Source organism: Bacillus daqingensis (assembly GCF_042654445.1).
Taxonomy (GTDB): domain Bacteria; phylum Bacillota; class Bacilli; order Bacillales; family Salisediminibacteriaceae; genus Alkalicoccus; species Alkalicoccus luteus.
Map to the genome: position 1 here is coordinate 295262 of NZ_JBHSGK010000003.1, position 17884 is coordinate 313145.

Sequence of the window (17884 nt, forward strand, 5' to 3'; positions counted from 1 at the left end):
GAAGGCTCTCCCTGTTGAACGATCAGATGATTTTCGACCTGCGGCTTTCAGGCAGCGCCACTTATGATAAACTTATGCAAGGAAAGAGGTGAACGAGCAGTGAAGATAGGTATTGCGGGAGGAGGGGCACTGGGACTCCTCTGCACGGCGCATTTGATGGCTCAAGGACACGATGTGTTTTTGAAGCTGAGAAATAGGGAGCAAATTCAAAAAATTGAGGATGAAGGTATCTGTCTCGAGCAAGAAGACAGAATGTATCAATACAGGCCCAGAGCGGGCCGTGAATCCACTGAGGAGCCGGATCTTTGGCTCTGCACGGTGAAACAGCATCACATAAGCGAATTATTTGATAATTGGAAGCCGGCAGCGCCAATGCTGATGCTGCAAAATGGCATCGGTCATATGGACATCATCCCTGAAGGAGTAGAAGCGTATCCAGCAGTAGTAACGCACGGGGCTCTGCGTACATCGCTTCATGAAGTACGGCATACAGGAGATGGCATGATCGCAGTGCCGCTGACAGGAAAAAGAGAAGTAGAAGAGCTTATTCGACAATCTGGTAAGCTTAACGTATCAGAAGTTGCGGACATCAAAACACGAATACATAAAAAACTGATCATGAATGCGGTCATAAACCCGTTAACGGTCCTGTATGAAAAGCCAAATGGATATCTTTTAGAAAACCCTGAAGCAGAAGAGGAAGCGCAGAAGCTGTGTATAGAGGCGGCCGCCATTCTCGATATGGAAAAACTCATTTGGGAAGACGTGAAGCAGTTGATTCGGATGACGGCTCGCAATCGGTCGTCTATGCTTGCTGATTACGAAGCAGGCCGGCCTCTTGAGCTTCAGGCAATAAATGGTGCGCTGATCACGATGGCCGGAGTTAAAGGAGCTCCGCATCATGAGCGCATTGTTTATCTTGTACGCAAAAAGGAGGCAGAGCGATGATGGATTTTGCTGCAGGGGCCGCCGCCACAGCCGTAACAGTCCCGCCGCTTGTATTTGTCTTCCTGTTTATTACCGTTAACAAGCTTATAGGGAAACCGGGACGATCGCTTCGACTATCTGCAGATATGACGGCCCTGTTGTTTATGATAAGTGTATACTTTATGATCGAACTGTTGTGGGGGGTGGGAACCGGCTGGTTTATGCTTATTGGTTTTCTAACAGTCGCCTCTCTGTTAACTATTCTGCAATGGTATGTTATCGAAGAAGTCAGGATGTGGAAGGTGTTAAAACAGACGTGGAGATTTCATTTTCTCGTATATGCCTGCATGTATACGGTGCTGGCCTTCACCGGATTGTTTATCATCTAGCGGCGCTAAAAAAAGCGCTTGAACTATTGGAAGCCTGTTCATCGAGGCAGAAGACGACTGTGCAGCTTCCTGCAGGCAAGCAGGTGACTGAAGTCTCTTCGGTTTAGGACAATGCCTTCTTCTGCTATACTAAACGGGATATTGTAAGGAGAAAGGTTGGCGGACATGGACGTATTTTGTGAATCTTTACCATCTGAAGGGACCCCGGCGGCTCTGTACGAGCGAAGGGATCCGGCTGTGACGGCCAGATATGATTACATACCCGGCCGGGAAAACGAAAGATTAGCGGAGCTGCTCACCCGATCTTTTAAGCGGAAAGAATTGGCTGATATTCTTACTTCGTTTCATAAAACCTATTTTCCCTGTCCAGCTTCCTTCCGGCAGATTGCACGGCTGAGAGATGAAGAGGCCGTAGTTGTTGCGGGCGGTCAGCAGGCAGGATTGTTTCTAGGTCCGATGTATACGGTGAATAAAATCATATCGATATTGCTAGAAGCGGAATTACAGGAAACGAAGCTTCAGCATCCTGTGGTCCCGGTGTTTTGGATTGCAGGAGAGGATCATGACATAGAAGAAATTAATCACGCCTATATCCATCATCATTCAGGAGTTAAAAAAATAAAAAGTGCCGGAACGAACAAGTGGAAGCGGTCTGCTTCAGAAACAAGCATCCCTGTGGAAGAAGCAGAAGCCGCTGTAAGAGAAGCTGTCGCCTGGCTCGGAGAAACAAAGTGGACGAAGCAGATGTATGAGGAGCTGCTTGAGTCGATTAGGGAGGGGATGAGCTACACAGAGTGGTTTGCTGTGTTAACCGGGAAGCTGTTTGCAGGAACCGGACTGGTCCTGATCGATGCTCATGACCCGGAGATTCGCAAGCTGGAGCAGGAAAGCTTCAGGCGCTTGCTTACGCATACTGAAATGCTGCAGCACACTGCCGCTGATGGAGCTGGTTTTTTCCAACAGGCAGCCGGAACGGAGCCTATAGATCCACCGGATTTTACTGCACATTTGTTTGTACATGAAAACGGAATTCGTCAGCAGCTGTTTTTCAAAGGCGGCCGTTTCTTTACAGAACATAATCCGGCTGGTTGGAGTGAACAGGAGCTTGTAGGAATGCTGGAGCAGCAAACGGTCGGCATGAGCAATAATGTCGTGACGCGCCCGTTAATGCAGGATATGCTTTTGCCGGTACTGACTTTTACAGCTGGAGCAGGTGAGCTCGCTTATTGGGGCACCCTTCGCGAAAGCTTTCATCTTTTTGATATTCGCATGCCGGTCGTCAAGCTGCGCCATTCTATCACGTTTCTTTCCAGAAGGACTCAAAAAACAATGAAACGATATGATCTTCGATTTGAGGAGCTGCAGTCTGGAGCCGCGATGCAAAAGGCGGAATCATTACAAGTCGGACTGAAGTCTCCCGAGGAAGACGCCGTATTTTCGGAGGCATATGAAAGGCTGGAGGCGCTTGCTGCACATGCAGCCGATGCGTATGGATTACGGAGAGATTTTAACAAACGCTGGGCGGCCAGGTTTCATGCGATGCTTCATTCCTTTGAAGAAGCAGTAGTGGCAAAGCAGAAGGAAGACATTGAAGCAGATCTGCGGCGGTTAACAGAAGCGGATGAAGAAATTCTTTTAAAGGGGAGCACCCAGGAACGGTGGGTATCGGTATTAAGTCTTTGGAATCGCTATGGCCCATCAGCGGCGATCAAGCTTCTGCAAGCACTCCGCAGCCAGCAACATGAAAATCCTGTTCATTTTGTCATCAGCGAGTAGCCTTTTGATCGTTTGCTCTTTAACAGGAGCAGGCCTCAAGCAAAGGTGCGACTCTTATGATTGAATAGAGGCTGCTTTGAAATCGGTAATCTAAAGAATATATGATCGTTATTATGCTGAAGAGACGGTACATGTGCCGTCTTTTTTTGTGTTGCACGTAAAATGATGAACGAGGAAGGAAGCCCTGGTTGATTAACAGAACCAGCTTTGGGACACATCATGAATCCAGGTTGATACACCTTACGCAAACATCAATCGAGTAACATGAGCGACGCTTGTTACAGAAGGGAGCTATTGATCGTAGATGACGCTGTATAGGACCCCCCCAGAAGTGTTTCTTCGCAGTATGCCCTCCTCAGTACTCATTTATCCCCATTTGACGGTTTAATGAACGTCCGTTACGCAAGAGGCCTAGACAAGCTTTATTGAAAGAAGGTGAGAGCGCTTAACTATATAAAATTGTGACAGTTCCAGAAAAAATTCAGAATATTTATCAATGATTTCCAAAATGAGTGGTAGAGAGTGGGGAGATGTGGTAGATTAGAATTAAGAAGTGGGAGAAGGGGTGGAACTGGCATGTTCATCGGCGAATTCGAGCATCAGATGGACACAAAGGGACGTATGATTATTCCGGCTAAGTTCCGTGAAAACCTCGGATCCGGCTTTGTCGTTACTCGGGGGATGGATCAGTGTTTGTTCGTCTACCCGCAGGAAGAGTGGCAGAAGATGGAGTCCAAACTACGCGAGCTTCCGTTTACGAAGAAAGATGCCAGAGCATTCACGAGATTCTTCTTTTCTGGAGCGACTGAATGTGACCTGGACAAACAAAATAGAATCAATATTCCTGTTTCACTGCGGAATTATGCAGGATTGGAAAAAGAATGTGTCGTTATTGGAGTATCTTCCAGAGTGGAAATTTGGGATAAAGCGGCTTGGGATTCCTACATGGATGAATCCGCTGATGCATTTGCCGAGCTGGCAGAGGGTTTATTTGATACATAATGGAAGGGGAGGGCAGACGTTGTTTGAGCATGAAACGGTAATGAAAGAAGAGGCGGTCGACGGGCTGCTTATTAAACCGGACGGCACGTATGTCGATTGTACACTGGGCGGCGGCGGACACAGCAGCCGCATTTTAGACGAACTGACTGAAGGCGGGCGCCTGTTTGCATTTGATCAGGATGAGCATGCGCTGCAGGCAGCTGCAGATCGATTAGAGGGAAGGCCTGTGACGTTTATTCAGGATAACTTCCGAAATCTGAAGCACCGTCTGGAAGAGCAAAACGTAACAGAAGTGGATGGTGTTCTGTTTGATTTAGGCGTATCTTCTCCCCAGTTCGATGTTCCGGAGCGAGGATTCAGCTACCGGTTCGACGCCAGACTTGATATGCGAATGGATCTTTCAAGTGAGCTGTCGGCTTATGAGGTAGTGAATGAATGGAGCTTTCAGGATCTTCATTATATTATTCATACATACGGGGAAGAGAAATTTGCCAAACAGATCGCGCGTCAAATTGAAAAAAGAAGAGCGGTTCGGCCAGTGGAAACCACGTTCGAGCTAGTCGATATCATTAAGGAAGCGATACCTGCTCCGGCAAGACGAAAAGGCGGACATCCAGCGAAGCGGACGTTTCAAGCTTTACGAATTGCCGTTAACGATGAACTGAAGGTATTTGAAGAAGCGCTCAGTCAGGCAGTAGATATGTTAAAGCCAGGTGGTCGTGTAGCGGTTATTACGTTTCACTCACTGGAAGATCGTATTTGCAAAGTGTTTTTCAAGAAAAAAAGCAGCATGCCGGAACTTCCAAGAGGGATGCCGGTTATTCCAGACGGAATGGAACCGGAGTTGAAACTGATTACGAGAAAACCGGTCACAGCTGGCAAGGAGGAGCTTGAGAACAATAACAGAGCTCATTCCGCCAAATTGAGGATCGCAGAAAAGCGAGCATAACAGGGGAGGATTAACATGAGTCCACTAGTGAAGCAGCACAATCCGGCTCCGGTACGTAAAACGAAGACGGTTGTCAGACGAGTACATAAGAGCGGAATCACAAAAGGAGAGAAGCTGCTTTACGGGCTTGCTGTACCGCTCATCATAGCAGCAGCTTTCATGATCGTATCAAACTACGCTTCGCTCTATTCGCTTAACTATGATGCACAGGGGAAAGAGGCAGCGATTACGGAACAGACAAGTGTAAATGACGGTCTTACTCTGCAAGTCAAAGAATTATCCGATCCGGATCGCATTTTAACGATAGCGCAATCCGAACTTGGCATGTCTTTGCACGATGAACAAGTGAGAGTACTTCATCAGCAGGATTAACGTCGTCTTTCTACCAAAAAACTTTTTCGGTCTGAGCGTTCCGAAAAGGTTTTTTCTGCTGTTGAACCCGTTTAGTGAAGGAAGCAGGAGGAGAGTATATGGAAGCGGATAAACAAAAAGTCATTACTCGCAGAGCGCTGTATATTTTGATGATTTTTGCAGCGGCTATCTTGATCATGTTCTCACGGTTTGCGTATATACAGGCGTCTAAAGAAGTGCAGGAAGTAGATCTTGAAAATCTGCTGGAGCGACGCTGGACGCAGACAATGGAAATTGATGGAGAGCGGGGTTCCATTCTCGATCGAACAGGGGAGGTACTCGCCGAAGAGATTCCTTCTTATACGATTGTAGCTGTACTTGATGACAGCCAGTCCTCTTACGTGGAGGACCCTGGATATACGGCGTCCCAGCTGGCTGAAGTGCTCGAAGTGGATCCGGCGTTCCTCGAAGCGCAGTTGTCCAGAGAGTCCCACCAGGTCGAGTTAGGTCCTGCAGCGAAAAACATGAGCTTTGAAAAAATGCGGAGGGTTGAGGAGTTAGAGCTGCCGGGTATCGTTTTCCGTGAAGATCCTCGCCGTTACTACCCGATGCAGACTTTTGCATCGCATGTTATTGGCTATACAGAGCGCGATATGTCAGAAGCTAGAATGGGACTTGAAAACAGCTTGAATGAGTATCTGCGGGATGAACCAGGAGAAATCTCTTATCAGCAGGACGGCCGCGCTGTACCGCTTGCTGGAGTAGAAGAACGTATTCAAGAGCCAGTAAACGGAGCTGATGTGTCACTCACGATAGACGCTCGAATTCAAACGGCGATGGAGCAGACGATGAATCAGGTAGACGAGCTGTATGAGCCGGAGCGGATGATGGCTGTTGCTGCACATGCAGAAACTGGAGAGATCCTTGCGCTGTCAAACCGGCCCAGCTTCAACCCGAATGAATACGAAGATATCGAAAACTTTACGAACTATGTGATATCATCCAGGTTCGAGCCTGGCTCCACCATGAAAATTTTTACGCTGGCTGCGGCAATTGAAGAAGGAGTGTATGAAGGAGACGAAGAGTTTACGTCTGGTTCATATGAAATTTTCGACCGAAGGATTCACGATCATAATAATGGAGAAGGCTGGGGAGACATCACATTTAACGAAGGAGTGCAGCGTTCATCCAACGTTGCATTTTCAAAAATTGCTATGGAAATACTGGGACCTGAAAAGCTGTATGAATATGTGACAGAGTTTGGTTTTCGAGAGCCTACAGGCATTGATCTTCCAAATGAGGTCAATGGCGGGGACGTTGCGGAGACCTATCCAATTGATGCAGCGACCACAGCTTTTGGTCAGGCGACCTCTGTTTCTCCGATGCAGCAGGTAAAAGCAGCAACTGCAATCGCAAACGATGGAAAAATGATGAATCCGTATATTGTTTCTGCCATTACTGATGGTACGACAGGTGAACCAGTGTACGAAGCGTCTCCTGAAATTGCAGGTGAACCGATTTCTGCTGAAACAGCAGCAGAGGTCCGGGACATCATGAAAACAGTAGTGACCGAAGAAGCCGGTACAGGAAGGGCTTATGCCATTGACGGATTTGACGTTGCCGGAAAAACCGGAACAGCCCAGATCCCTGCTGAAGAGGGTGGAGGATATATGTCTGGACACGGGAAGAACATTTTTTCTTTCATCGGCATGGCTCCGGCGGAAGATCCGGAAGTCATTGTCTATGTAGCCGTTGACCGTCCGGAGCTTGAACCTAGTCAGCTTGGAAATGAACCAGTTTCAATGATCTTCAGACAGGTAATGGAACAGAGTCTGCAGTATTTAAATATTGCTCCAACCGAAGAATCTCAGATTGATGGAGACGGCGGGACTGAGATAACCGTCGAAGACTACAGCGGTGCGCAGGCTGAAGACGTTTCTGAACAGCTGATTACAGAAGGCTTGGATGTTTACGTGCTTGGAGACGGCGGAGAGATCGTTGGTCAAAGTGCTGAAGAAGGTGTGACTCTCGCCCACGGGACGAAGCTTTTCTTGAAGACAGAAGGGGATGCATCGATGCCGGATATGTCCGGATGGAGTCTGCGTTCAGTTCAGCAGGCAGCGAGTCTTATGGATATGCAGGTGGAGTCGGAAGGCCAGGGTTTCGCAGTCGATCAACGACCAGAGCCAGGGAGCTCTACGTCAGGAGCTGGAACAATTCGGATTCTGCTCGATATGGACGAGCCGGGTGAGCAGGTGGAAGAGGAAACAGATGAAGATGATAACGAAGACGAAGATGAAGACGATGAAACTTTCTTCATGGATTAACGTCCAATTCATTCGGGGAATATCATAATTCTTAGCAGCGATGATGCCGAAGGGTGATACTAATGACTACAACACTATACAAACTAGCTGAACGGCTTCCAATTAAGCATGTGTACGGAAGTGATGTTGCCATCACAGGAATGGAGATGGATAATCGCAATCTAAAGCAAGGCGATTTGTTTTTCTGTATTCCAGGATATACGGTTGACGGGCATACATTTGCTGAATCTGCTAAGGAGGCCGGAGCTGCTGCGATCGTGACAGAGCGAAGGCTCAATATCGGACTGCCGGAAATCGTAACAGGCAGCTCACGACGGGCCATGGCTGTACTGGCGGCAGACTTCTACGGACACCCAAGTGCCAAGCTGACGATGATCGGAGTTACCGGGACGAATGGAAAAACATCGGTAACTCATTATATCGAACAGCTATTGGAGATGAGAGACAAAGCGTGCGGCGTTATAGGTACAATGTATACTCGTTATGCAGGAAAAACAGTAGCGTCAGCGAATACAACGCCGGAATCAATTACGCTGCAGAAATTGCTTCATAACATGAGCTCGGCAGGAACTGAAACGGTAGCAATGGAAGTGTCATCGCACGCGCTGGCAGGCGGAAGAATCCATGGTACGGCGTTTCAAACGGCAGTCTTTACGAATTTATCTCAGGATCACCTTGATTATCACAAAGATATGGATGACTATGCACATGCAAAGAGTCTGTTGTTTTCGCAGCTTGGTTCTTCGTTTAACCGATATCCGCTTCCGGTTTCGGTCATAAACAGCGATGATCCGTATGCGTCTGTCATGATAAGAGCTTCAGCAGTACCAGTTGTTACCTACGGTATTCACTCTGAAGCAGATCTGCAGGCATCAGATTTGAAGCTGGACCCATCAGGCAGTCAGTTTCGCTTGAATGGTTTTGGCGAATCGTATCCAATCCGCATCTCTCTTCCCGGACGATTTTCTGTCTACAACGTCCTTGCCGCTGCCGGAGCTCTTTATGCTCAAGGCGTTGAGCTTCGTACAATCGCGGCAGACCTCGAAAATCTGAAAGGAGTCCGAGGCAGATTCGAACCGGTGGAATCCGTTCACCCGGTGCACGTCATCGTCGATTATGCACATACTCCAGACAGTCTCGAAAATGTACTGGATACAATCAAGGAAGTTTCAACCGGCGATGTTATTACGGTCGTCGGGTGCGGAGGGGACCGCGATAAGACGAAGCGTCCGCTCATGGCTGCAGCGGCAGAAGCGAGAAGTTCGCTGACGATCCTTACATCTGATAATCCAAGATCTGAAGATCCGGATGCTATTCTTGAAGACATGAAGCATGGGATGAGTTCAACTGACTTTCTTGTGGAGTCTGACCGTCGAGAAGCAATCAGAAAAGCAGTTTTGCATGCTAAAGCAGGTGACGTTGTGCTGATTGCGGGTAAAGGGCATGAAACGTACCAGGAAATTAATGGAGTCCGCACCGAGTTCGATGACAGGAAAGAAGCTGAAACCGCGCTGAAGGAGTGGGGCTATTGAGTATTTTTGTGACGCCGGAACTGTTGTCTGCATATGCTTCATCGCAAAGAGGAACTACAGATGTTCAGGAGTTTGCAAATGTTACAAGCAGTATTTACGAAGTGGTGGAAGGCAGTCTGTTTGTGCCTGTGAGCGGACCCCGCTATGATGGCCACCAGTTTATTGAAGCAGCGGTTGAAGGCGGGGCAGCAGCTGCTTTATGGCGTAAGACCGAGCCGGTGCCGGATACAATCCCGGAACATTTTCCACTGTTTATGACAGACAGTCCGGAACAGGTATGTAAAGACCTCGCAGCTTATTACCTGCAGCATCATAAAGCAAAGGTTGTGCTGGTAGAGGGGGATTATACGGCAGGTGTGATGCTGAGAATGATGACAGCATGGATGAAAGGAAGGAAAACAGCGGTTTTAAATGAGCGTCAGCTGGAGTCCGCGTCAGATGCCGAGCTGATTCTGTCGCTTGATACAGATACGGAAGTTGTCTTTTTGCATATCGAAGAAAATGAAAAACGGAGAGAATCTTTAGCAGGCCTTTTGAAACCGGAAATATCGCTGGTTTGTACTGTAGATGCCGCTTATACAAAAGCGTCAAATGATGCTGGAACAATTGTGACTACCTTGTTTCCGCCGTCTCCTTCTGCAGACCGGAACGACCTGCCGGATTGGCTGGCCGTCTATGCGCCGCTTATTCAAACTGCTGAAAACAGCTATAGAAGACTTACCGGAAAAACACACCCGCCAGCCTCGTTTTTGCGTCCGGAGGTATTTGGATTCCAGGTCATGCCTGCGATGAATGGCGGTTATGTGCTGTTTGAGTCTGAGGCTATGGAGGAGGCAGAGCTCGATTATTCATTAGGCTGGCTGTCCCACACAGGCAATTATGACCGCAGGTACTTAATTATTGATGAAGGTTTCCAGTCTGACAGATATCACAAGGCGGTGCACGAGCTTTTTGCAAAGCATATTACCATTGCTATAACAGATGTGATTGCTGTTGGCGAGAAAGCTTTCTGGGTGCATGATGCACTGGAGAGAGCGCAGCGTGACGATGTCATCTCGTTTTACTATAAAACGCATGTAGATGCCATCGATAAGCTGAAAGAAGCACTCGTCGGCAATAATTTAATTATGTATAAAGGCGCAAACAGAGAAATGATTTACGAAATTTTGCACGAATTGAACAGAGATTAGAGAGGGGTACTACCGCATGTTTGACACCGGGCTGATTCCTGCCTTGATTTTAGCATTTACTTTAACGGTGATAAGTTCACCATTTATTATTCCATATTTACGAAGACTGAAGTTTGGACAAAGCATCCGTGAGGAGGGGCCTCAGTCCCACCAAAAAAAGACGGGAACTCCGACGATGGGCGGTTTGATTATTCTTGGAGCCGCAGTTGCCGCTTCAGCAGCAGCATCAGGATTTTATTACGGCATCAACATTGAGCTGATTCTTATCTTCATTGTGCTGTTAGGCTTTGGCCTGCTCGGGTTCCTGGATGATTACATTAAAGTAGTAAAAAAACGTAATCTAGGTCTTACATCGAAACAGAAATTTTTAGGGCAGGTAGGGATCTCAACTCTTGTTTACATCATCCTGCTTGCGACAGGCTTGTCTACAGAGATCAGCGTACCCGGGACAGAGCTCGCTGTTGATGTCGGCTGGCTTTATTTCCCGCTCATTATTGTGATGCTCGTTGGAGCGAGCAACGCGGTCAATTTAACCGACGGCCTGGACGGACTGGTAGCGGGTACCGCTGCTGCAGCCTTTACGGCCTTCGCTTTCATTGCTTATGCAGCAGGTTTGTTTTCAACCGCAGTGTTTGCGATGGCTTTGACAGGAGCACTTTTAGGTTTTCTTGTTTTTAATGCACATCCTGCTAAAGTATTCATGGGCGATACCGGTTCGCTGGCGATCGGTGGAGCGCTTGCCATGACGGCAGTGCTGACAAAAACGGAGCTGCTGTTGATTATAATCGGCGGTGTATTCGTAATCGAAACTCTGTCCGTTATCTTGCAGGTGGCTTCCTTTAAATTAAGAAAGAAACGAATATTCAAGATGAGCCCGATCCACCACCATTTCGAACTTTCCGGCTGGAGTGAGTGGCGGGTGGTCGCGACATTCTGGACCATCGGTGTGCTATGTGCAGCTGCCGGTATTATGCTGGAGGTATTATAATGTTTTCAAAAAACGATTGGAAAAACCGGCGCGTTCTCATTTTAGGACTTGCACGGAGCGGGACAGAAGCAGCCTATCTGCTTCACCAGCTCGGTGCTGATGTAACTGTTAATGACAGCCTGGCATTTGATGAAAATGAACTTGCGCAAGAACTTCAGTCGCTGGGAATACGGACGGTCTGCGGAAGTCATCCTCCGGAGCTGATTGAAGAAAAGCCGGAAGTACTCGTGAAAAACCCGGGTATCCGGTACGATCATGAACTCGTTCAAAAAGCGGTGGAAGCAGGCATACCGATTATTACAGAGGTAGAGGCTGCTTACGATGCCGCTCCCTGTGACATGATTGGAATCACGGGATCTAACGGTAAAACAACTACGACCACCTATATTCACGAAATGCTGAAGGGCAGCAGCCGTCAGCCGCTGCTCGCTGGAAACATTGGAGAGACCGCATCAAAAGTTGTTCGGCAGGCATCAAGCGATCATGTGATGGTAACGGAACTTTCCAGCTTTCAGCTGATGGGTACAGTTAATTTTCGTCCAAATGTGGCGGTGCTATTAAATATTGCCGATGCTCATTTGGACTATCACGGTTCGAAAGAGGCTTACATAGAAGCGAAAGCAATGCTTTTCCGTAACCAGACAGAATCAGATACGCTCGTCTACAATGCGGATGACCCGATTGTCTGCAGCATGGTCGAATCAGCACCTTCCATAAAAATTCCATTTTCAACAAAAAAAAAGCTGGCAGACGGTGCTTGTCTATTTGATGGCTGGCTCTGGCTCCACGGAGAGAAATTAGTGCGCGAAACAGACTTTTCACTGCCGGGAAGCTATAACATCGCTAACGGTCTTGCTGCAGCCGCAGCTGCAGCTGCAGCTGGAGCTGAACTGGAACAAATTAAATCTGTTCTTCGCCAGTTCGGCGGCGTCGAGCATCGTTTGCAGCATGTCATGGTCTGGAAAGAAAGAACCTTTTTTAATAACTCCAAGGCGACCAATGTTCCTGCAGCAGTCACCTCGCTTCAGGCGTTTACACAGCCAGTTATCCTTATTGCTGGAGGACTCGACCGCGGGCTTTCTTTTGATGGACTGATTCCGGAAATGTCGAACGTTCATGGCCTGATTTCATATGGAGAAACAGCATGCAAACTGCTTGAAGCAGGAGAATCAGCCGGCGTACCAGAGCGGCATCAGACTGAAACGCTCGAAAAAGCAGTAGAGCTAGCGATTGATGTGTCTCGTGAAGGGGATGTGATCCTGCTTTCACCCGCTTGCGCCTCCTGGGACCAGTTTTCTACCTTCGAAGAACGAGGGAGAACATTTATCCACGCAGTTGAGCAGGCAACTGGGAAGAAAGCGGGGAATCATACATGAGAATCGCAGTATCAGGCGGAGGGACGGGCGGTCATATTTATCCGGCTCTGGCGCTTATTCGCCACTTGCAGCAAAAAGAAGAGACCGATGTGTTGTACATCGGAACTGAGCGGGGGCTCGAATCAACGCTGGTTCCAGATGCAGACATTTTATTTAAGAGTGTGCATATTACAGGGTTCAAGCGCAGCCTATCAGTTGAAAACGTTAAAACCGTCTTTCGTTTTGTTAAAGCAGTCCATCAATCAAAGGCCTATTTAAAAGAATTTAAGCCGGATGTTGTTGTCGGCACTGGGGGCTATGTTTGCGGGCCGGTCGTTTATGCTGCAGCAAAGCTTGGAATTCCGACACTTATTCACGAACAGAACAGCGTGCCAGGCATCACGAATAAATTTCTCGCCAGATACGCCGACCGGGTCGCAGTATGCTTTGATGAAGCTGTAACGAGGTTCCCGGAGAAAAAAGTGGTCTATACAGGAAATCCACGTGCATCAGAAGCAGTAGAGGCAGAGGATACGCCTGCGATTCTGAAGGAATATGGACTTAATCCGGATCAGCCTGTTTTCGTCATAGCCGGTGGAAGCCGAGGCGCGGCTCCAATTAATAAGGCAGTATTACAAGCATACAGCGAGCTGGCTGAAAAAGAGTACCAGGTTCTCTATGTAACGGGGAGCGTTCATTATGATGCTATCCAGCAAGAGCTCCCTGAAAAGAAAGCCGACTCTATTATTACCGTCCCGTACGTTGAAAACATGCCGGCTCTGTTAAGACAGGTCCGTGGAGCTGTGGGGCGTGCCGGAGCGACTTCTATAGCAGAATTGACAGCGCTAGGTGTACCTGCAGTGTATATACCAAGTCCGTATGTAACAGAAAATCACCAATTTCATAATGCGGATGCTTACGTAAAAAAGGGTGCTGCCTTGATGATCGAAGAGAAAAATCTGACTGCAGAAACCCTTGTCGCGGCACTGGATTCTTTATTTGATCCGGAAACAGCAGCAGCCATGAGTCAAAAAGCGAGGGAAGTTGGCATGCCGCAGGCAGCAGCTTTACTCTCGGAAGAGCTGCACGCGTTAAAACGCTCATAAATAAAGGAAGAGGAGGGGGAAAATGAGCAGGGACAGAGTGGTCGACCTTGAGCATAAACTGCCAAAGCTTCAAGCTGACAGAAAGAGACGGGCACGCAAACGCTTCCTGCTCTATCTTTCCGTTTTGCTGCTGTTGATTGGTACTGCAGTTTACCTTCAAAGCAGTCTGAGCGATGTACGTTCAATCCATGTAGAAGGTGCAGCGTTTACAGGGGCCGAGGAAATAGAAGCTGTATCAGGTATTGAACGAGGTATGAAGATGTGGGGACTTGATCTTGATGAGCATACGGCTTCTATTCTCTCTCACGAAACGATAGAAGATGCATCGATTCGCAGGACGTGGCCATCAACGGTGCGGATCGAAGTAGAAGAGTACAGGACTGCAGCATATGCATCAGCAGGAAGCTCTTATAATCCGGTTTTAAGCAACGGTAACATTGTAGACATGGAACGTCCTCCAGGGGATGCTCCTGTCCTGCATGGTTTTGAAGAGGGAGAAATGCTGACTAAACTGGCTCAAGAAATAAACCGCATGAGTACTTCCGTCCAGTATGCCATTTCCGACATCATTCACGATCCGGTGGAAAATGACCCGGAGAGGCTGACTCTTTATATGAATGACGGGAATGTCGTCAGCACAACGGTTTCATCGTTTGCCGACCGTATGGAGCCTTACGCAGCAGTTGCAGGTCAGCTCGACAGCAGTGAAGAGGGTATCATTCATATGCGTATCAACCCATACTTTGAATCATTTGCCGAAATTGATGAAGAAGAAGAGCCCATGGAAGGAGAAGAATCCGGCGGCGGTATCGTTGATGACGTTCCTCCGGAGGAATCCGCCGATGAGCCGGCAGAAGAGGATACAGCGGGAGACGGGGAGGCAGCGGACGCGGATGAAGTGGATTAGTGCTGCGGCTGTCTTTTTTGTCAGTCTGCTGGCGGGACTGGCCATTAGCAGCTCGATAGAGTCAGAGGAAGGATTTGTTAGTGATGAAGCAGAAGCTGCAGCACTTCAGATAGAAAATGAATTGCTGGAGGAGCAAGTTGAAGGACTTCAGCGTTCTTTAAGGGAGCAGGAAGAAATGTCAGCTGCGCAGGATGCGTCAACCGTAACCGAAGAGCAGCTTATGCGGCTTCGAATGCTTGCCGGAGACGTAGCTGTAAAAGGCGAAGGTCTGCGTGTAGAACTTGATGATACAACTACAGACAGCGATAACCCTTCAGCTTTTCTTGTTCATGAGCAGCACGTCCAAAGGGCGGTAGACGAGTTGTTAACCGCAGGAGCAGAAGCGGTCGCTGTCAATGGAGTCAGGCTCAGTCAGTCCTCTTACATCAAATGCATCGGTCCAGTGATCGAAGTGGACGGGATCCGTTCAACAGCTCCGTTTGTCGTTGAAGCAATCGGAGACAGCAGCGTTCTGGAAGCGTCCATGGAATTGCGTGGCGGTGCAGTTTATGAGCTGTTAGCGGATAATGTTCAGGTACGGATGGAAACGTTGAATGAAATCATTATTCCTGAAGTACGCACTGGAGGCGAGGCCGGATGAAGCATGTGCTTATTGGGACGGCGGTTTTCTTGTTTACAGCGGTATGCAGCCATGCCTTAGGCAGCTCACTCACTTCTTCTCCAGCTTATGAAGATGAAGGCAGCTTGCAGCAGCTGCTCTTGTATGAAGCTGAAAGGCAGGAAGAACTGCTCGCAGAAGCTGCGATGCTCGAGCGAAGGCTTGCACTTCTGGATGAACCAGACAGCACGCCCGCAGCTGATTCTGCAGTAAAGCGACTGGAAGCAGCGGCCTCGCTGACCGAGATCTCAGGAGACGGAATCGTTCTTACAGTATTTGATCCGAATGATGAGGGGATCCACTTGCCGCCGGATTTGCTGAGGCTCTTATTGAACGACAGCTTCCAAGCTGGAGCTGAAGCTGCGTCGGTCGGCCAAGAACGTATTACAGCCCGGACGTCGATCCGGGAAGTAAATGGCCGCACGCTGGTGGATGGGCACAGTGCTGGCTCGCTCCCGGTTGCTATTTCCCTCACTGCTCCCTCACCGGAGCTCGCAAAAGATCGAATCAATGCGTCAGAGGCAGCCATGCTGCTGAAGTCAGAAGGATTTGAGCTGACGCTTGAGCTCAAGCAAGTTGATGTACCGGGATTTGATGGTTCGTACAGGCTTCAGATGGCAGAGCCGGCCGAGGAGGAAGACGAGTGAAATTGGTTGTAACACTTGCCGTCGCAGTGTGTGCAGGGATAATAACTGGAGTGTTTTATCAAGGGGAACTGCCAGGTGGCTACGAATCTTATGCAGCGGTTTGGATTCTAACATTATTACTAAGCATAACCGGCGGAATGAAAGCGTTTGTCGAACGTGTGTTTTGTGAAAAAATGTTTTTTTACGGATTTGTAACGAATCTGATTTTAGGTACGATAATCGCTTTTCTAGGACACCAACTTAGTGTAGACTTGTACATAGTCGTTTCCATTGTATTAACATTACGAATATTTCGCGATGCCTCTGATATAAGGAAGCAACTTTTTAACCGTTGACTGTTTTTTTCTAGGACTTTACGGCAGGACTTTCAGCAGTGAGAACGAACTAGTTTATATAGAAACTGAATTAATCTTATTGAATGGATAACCGGGGGAGGTGCCTGATTGAATGAATTATGAGCATACATATGTAACGCTTGATATTGGTACATCGAATGTACGGGTGGTGATCGGCGAAGTGTCGAGCGGTGCCCTTAACATTATCGGAGTCGGCGAAGTTCCATCATCCGGTCTCCGTAAAGGAGCCATCGTGGACATTGATGAAACTGTCCGATCGATTAAAGAGGCAGTTGAAAAAGCTGAGCGTATGATAGGTATGGAAATTCGCAACGTGATCGTCGGTGTCACGGGCAATCACATCAAATTACAGCCTTGTCACGGAGTAGTGGCTGTTTCAAGTGAGCACCGTGAAATTGGTGATGAAGATGTAAAGCGTGTCATTGATGCCGCGCAGGTGATGTCCATCCCACCTGACCGGGAAATCATTGACGTAGTACCGAAGCAGTTTATCGTAGACGGACTCGATGAGATCAATGATCCGCGGGGAATGATCGGAGTCAGGTTGGAAATGGAAGGACTGATCGTGACGGGTTCTCGCACGGTGCTTCATAACCTGCTCCGATGTGTGGAAAAAGCAGGCCTCACAACAGCAGATATTGTGCTCGAGCCGCTTGCGGCTGGCGCCATTGCTCTTTCTAAAGATGAAAAAGGACTCGGAGTCGGCCTTATCGATCTTGGAGGAGGTTCCACGACGATTTCTGTATTCCAGCATGGTGCCCTTCAGGCAGTGAGGCAAATACCGGTAGGCGGTACGCACATTGCAAATGATATTTCCGTTGGACTTCGGACATCTACTGAAGAAGCTGAGGAAGTAAAGGTACAGTTCGGTCATGCTCTTATTGAAGAGGCTTCAGATGATGAGATGTTTGAAGTATCCGAAATCGGCAGCGACCAGCCGCAGGAATTTTCACAGTGGCAGCTGGCGAATGTGATTGAACCGCGGGCAGAAGAAATCTTTATGCTCGTGGAGCAGGAGCTTCGCCGAATGGGATACGATGATCTTCCGGGAGGATTTGTATTGACCGGAGGAAATGCCAAGATTCCAGGTATGCTTGACCTTGCCAGAGATATTTTTCAGCAGAACGTACGGATTTCGGTGCCGGATTACATCGGCGTCCGCGAACCTCAGTATACGAACGGCGTCGGTTTAATCACGTTTGCCCACAAGAACGCCCGGGTGCAGGGAAAAGATCTTGATGCAGGACTTGAAAGTTCACCAGTTGCAGCAGGCGTTCAGGACGAACCGAGACGTGAACGGGAAAGACCGCGTCCGCAGGCGAAAAAGCCGGCAAAGACAGGCCCAGGACTGAAAAAACGGGTCTCTAGCATGTTTAAATCGTTTTTAGAATAGGCTGACCCGGACAGGTTCCGGCATAATCGGA

At 48.3% G+C, this 17884-nt stretch carries 17 protein-coding genes; all 17 read left to right on the top strand.

From position 1 onward, the window contains the following. Window positions 1-99: 99 nt before the first annotated feature. Window positions 100-948 (top strand): ketopantoate reductase family protein, encoded by an 849-nt coding sequence (locus tag ACFO4L_RS02780; protein ID WP_377908124.1) that lies wholly within the window; start codon window positions 100-102, stop codon window positions 946-948. Then, on the top strand, window positions 945-1316 hold the full coding sequence (locus ACFO4L_RS02785; RefSeq protein WP_377908125.1) for a DUF3397 family protein: 372 nt from the start codon (window positions 945-947) through the stop codon (window positions 1314-1316). The genes ACFO4L_RS02780 and ACFO4L_RS02785 overlap by 4 nt, the downstream gene beginning before the upstream one ends. Window positions 1317-1481: 165 nt before the next feature. After that, window positions 1482-3092 (top strand): bacillithiol biosynthesis cysteine-adding enzyme BshC, encoded by a 1611-nt coding sequence (gene bshC / locus ACFO4L_RS02790; RefSeq protein WP_377908126.1) that lies wholly within the window; start codon window positions 1482-1484, stop codon window positions 3090-3092. Window positions 3093-3668: 576 nt separating this feature from the next. Further along, complete coding sequence (gene mraZ, locus ACFO4L_RS02795) at window positions 3669-4094, top strand: division/cell wall cluster transcriptional repressor MraZ (RefSeq protein WP_377908127.1); 426 nt, start codon at window positions 3669-3671, stop codon at window positions 4092-4094. Between the two features lie 19 nt (window positions 4095-4113). Continuing rightward, a complete protein-coding gene (gene rsmH / locus ACFO4L_RS02800; RefSeq protein WP_377908128.1) occupies window positions 4114-5043 on the top strand; it encodes a 16S rRNA (cytosine(1402)-N(4))-methyltransferase RsmH in 930 nt (309 codons plus the stop codon). Window positions 5044-5058: 15 nt separating this feature from the next. Next, window positions 5059-5415 (top strand): cell division protein FtsL, encoded by a 357-nt coding sequence (ftsL, locus tag ACFO4L_RS02805; RefSeq protein WP_377908130.1) that lies wholly within the window; start codon window positions 5059-5061, stop codon window positions 5413-5415. 98 nt (window positions 5416-5513) lie between these two features. Next, on the top strand, window positions 5514-7721 hold the full coding sequence (locus tag ACFO4L_RS02810) for a penicillin-binding protein (protein ID WP_377908131.1): 2208 nt from the start codon (window positions 5514-5516) through the stop codon (window positions 7719-7721). A gap of 62 nt (window positions 7722-7783) precedes the next feature. Then, window positions 7784-9253 (top strand): UDP-N-acetylmuramoyl-L-alanyl-D-glutamate--2,6-diaminopimelate ligase, encoded by a 1470-nt coding sequence (locus ACFO4L_RS02815; RefSeq protein WP_377908132.1) that lies wholly within the window; start codon window positions 7784-7786, stop codon window positions 9251-9253. Next, on the top strand, window positions 9250-10443 hold the full coding sequence (locus ACFO4L_RS02820) for a hypothetical protein (protein ID WP_377908133.1): 1194 nt from the start codon (window positions 9250-9252) through the stop codon (window positions 10441-10443). Before ACFO4L_RS02815 ends, ACFO4L_RS02820 begins: the two co-directional genes overlap by 4 nt. 16 nt (window positions 10444-10459) lie before the next feature. Next, the gene (gene mraY / locus ACFO4L_RS02825) at window positions 10460-11431 is read left to right on the top strand and encodes a phospho-N-acetylmuramoyl-pentapeptide-transferase (protein ID WP_377908134.1); all 972 of its coding nucleotides are present in this window, start codon (window positions 10460-10462) and stop codon (window positions 11429-11431) included. Further along, window positions 11431-12807: a UDP-N-acetylmuramoyl-L-alanine--D-glutamate ligase gene (murD, locus tag ACFO4L_RS02830; protein ID WP_377908135.1), complete on the top strand. Its 1377-nt coding sequence runs from the start codon at window positions 11431-11433 to the stop codon at window positions 12805-12807. Before mraY ends, murD begins: the two co-directional genes overlap by 1 nt. Further along, a complete protein-coding gene (gene murG, locus ACFO4L_RS02835; RefSeq protein WP_377908136.1) occupies window positions 12804-13892 on the top strand; it encodes an undecaprenyldiphospho-muramoylpentapeptide beta-N-acetylglucosaminyltransferase in 1089 nt (362 codons plus the stop codon). The genes murD and murG overlap by 4 nt, the downstream gene beginning before the upstream one ends. Window positions 13893-13914: 22 nt before the next feature. Continuing rightward, window positions 13915-14799 carry a cell division protein FtsQ/DivIB gene (locus tag ACFO4L_RS02840; RefSeq protein WP_377908137.1) on the top strand — a complete coding sequence of 295 codons (885 nt, stop codon included), beginning with the start codon at window positions 13915-13917 and terminating at the stop codon, window positions 14797-14799. Next, window positions 14786-15439: a DUF881 domain-containing protein gene (locus ACFO4L_RS02845; RefSeq protein WP_377908139.1), complete on the top strand. Its 654-nt coding sequence runs from the start codon at window positions 14786-14788 to the stop codon at window positions 15437-15439. Before ACFO4L_RS02840 ends, ACFO4L_RS02845 begins: the two co-directional genes overlap by 14 nt. Then, a complete protein-coding gene (locus tag ACFO4L_RS02850) occupies window positions 15436-16104 on the top strand; it encodes a DUF881 domain-containing protein (protein WP_377908140.1) in 669 nt (222 codons plus the stop codon). Before ACFO4L_RS02845 ends, ACFO4L_RS02850 begins: the two co-directional genes overlap by 4 nt. Continuing rightward, complete coding sequence (locus ACFO4L_RS02855; RefSeq protein ID WP_377908141.1) at window positions 16101-16439, top strand: DUF1290 domain-containing protein; 339 nt, start codon at window positions 16101-16103, stop codon at window positions 16437-16439. Before ACFO4L_RS02850 ends, ACFO4L_RS02855 begins: the two co-directional genes overlap by 4 nt. A 112-nt stretch (window positions 16440-16551) precedes the next feature. Continuing rightward, window positions 16552-17853 carry a cell division protein FtsA gene (ftsA, locus tag ACFO4L_RS02860; RefSeq protein ID WP_377908142.1) on the top strand — a complete coding sequence of 434 codons (1302 nt, stop codon included), beginning with the start codon at window positions 16552-16554 and terminating at the stop codon, window positions 17851-17853. Window positions 17854-17884: the final 31 nt, after the last annotated feature.

Bases quoted from the DNA above. Each gene is read 5' to 3' on its own strand.
- ACFO4L_RS02850 (WP_377908140.1), top strand. From the start codon at position 15,436: ATGAAGCATGTGCTTATTGGGACGGCGGTTTTCTTGTTTACAGCGGTA.
- ACFO4L_RS02840 (WP_377908137.1), top strand. From the start codon at position 13,915: ATGAGCAGGGACAGAGTGGTCGACCTTGAGCATAAACTGCCAAAGCTT.
- ACFO4L_RS02785 (WP_377908125.1), top strand. From the start codon at position 945: ATGATGGATTTTGCTGCAGGGGCCGCCGCCACAGCCGTAACAGTCCCG.
- mraY (WP_377908134.1), top strand. From the start codon at position 10,460: ATGTTTGACACCGGGCTGATTCCTGCCTTGATTTTAGCATTTACTTTA.
- ftsA (WP_377908142.1), top strand. From the start codon at position 16,552: ATGAATTATGAGCATACATATGTAACGCTTGATATTGGTACATCGAAT.
- ACFO4L_RS02845 (WP_377908139.1), top strand. From the start codon at position 14,786: ATGAAGTGGATTAGTGCTGCGGCTGTCTTTTTTGTCAGTCTGCTGGCG.
- ACFO4L_RS02810 (WP_377908131.1), top strand. From the start codon at position 5,514: ATGGAAGCGGATAAACAAAAAGTCATTACTCGCAGAGCGCTGTATATT.
- murD (WP_377908135.1), top strand. From the start codon at position 11,431: ATGTTTTCAAAAAACGATTGGAAAAACCGGCGCGTTCTCATTTTAGGA.
- ftsL (WP_377908130.1), top strand. From the start codon at position 5,059: ATGAGTCCACTAGTGAAGCAGCACAATCCGGCTCCGGTACGTAAAACG.
- mraZ (WP_377908127.1), top strand. From the start codon at position 3,669: ATGTTCATCGGCGAATTCGAGCATCAGATGGACACAAAGGGACGTATG.
- bshC (WP_377908126.1), top strand. From the start codon at position 1,482: ATGGACGTATTTTGTGAATCTTTACCATCTGAAGGGACCCCGGCGGCT.
- ACFO4L_RS02815 (WP_377908132.1), top strand. From the start codon at position 7,784: ATGACTACAACACTATACAAACTAGCTGAACGGCTTCCAATTAAGCAT.
- murG (WP_377908136.1), top strand. From the start codon at position 12,804: ATGAGAATCGCAGTATCAGGCGGAGGGACGGGCGGTCATATTTATCCG.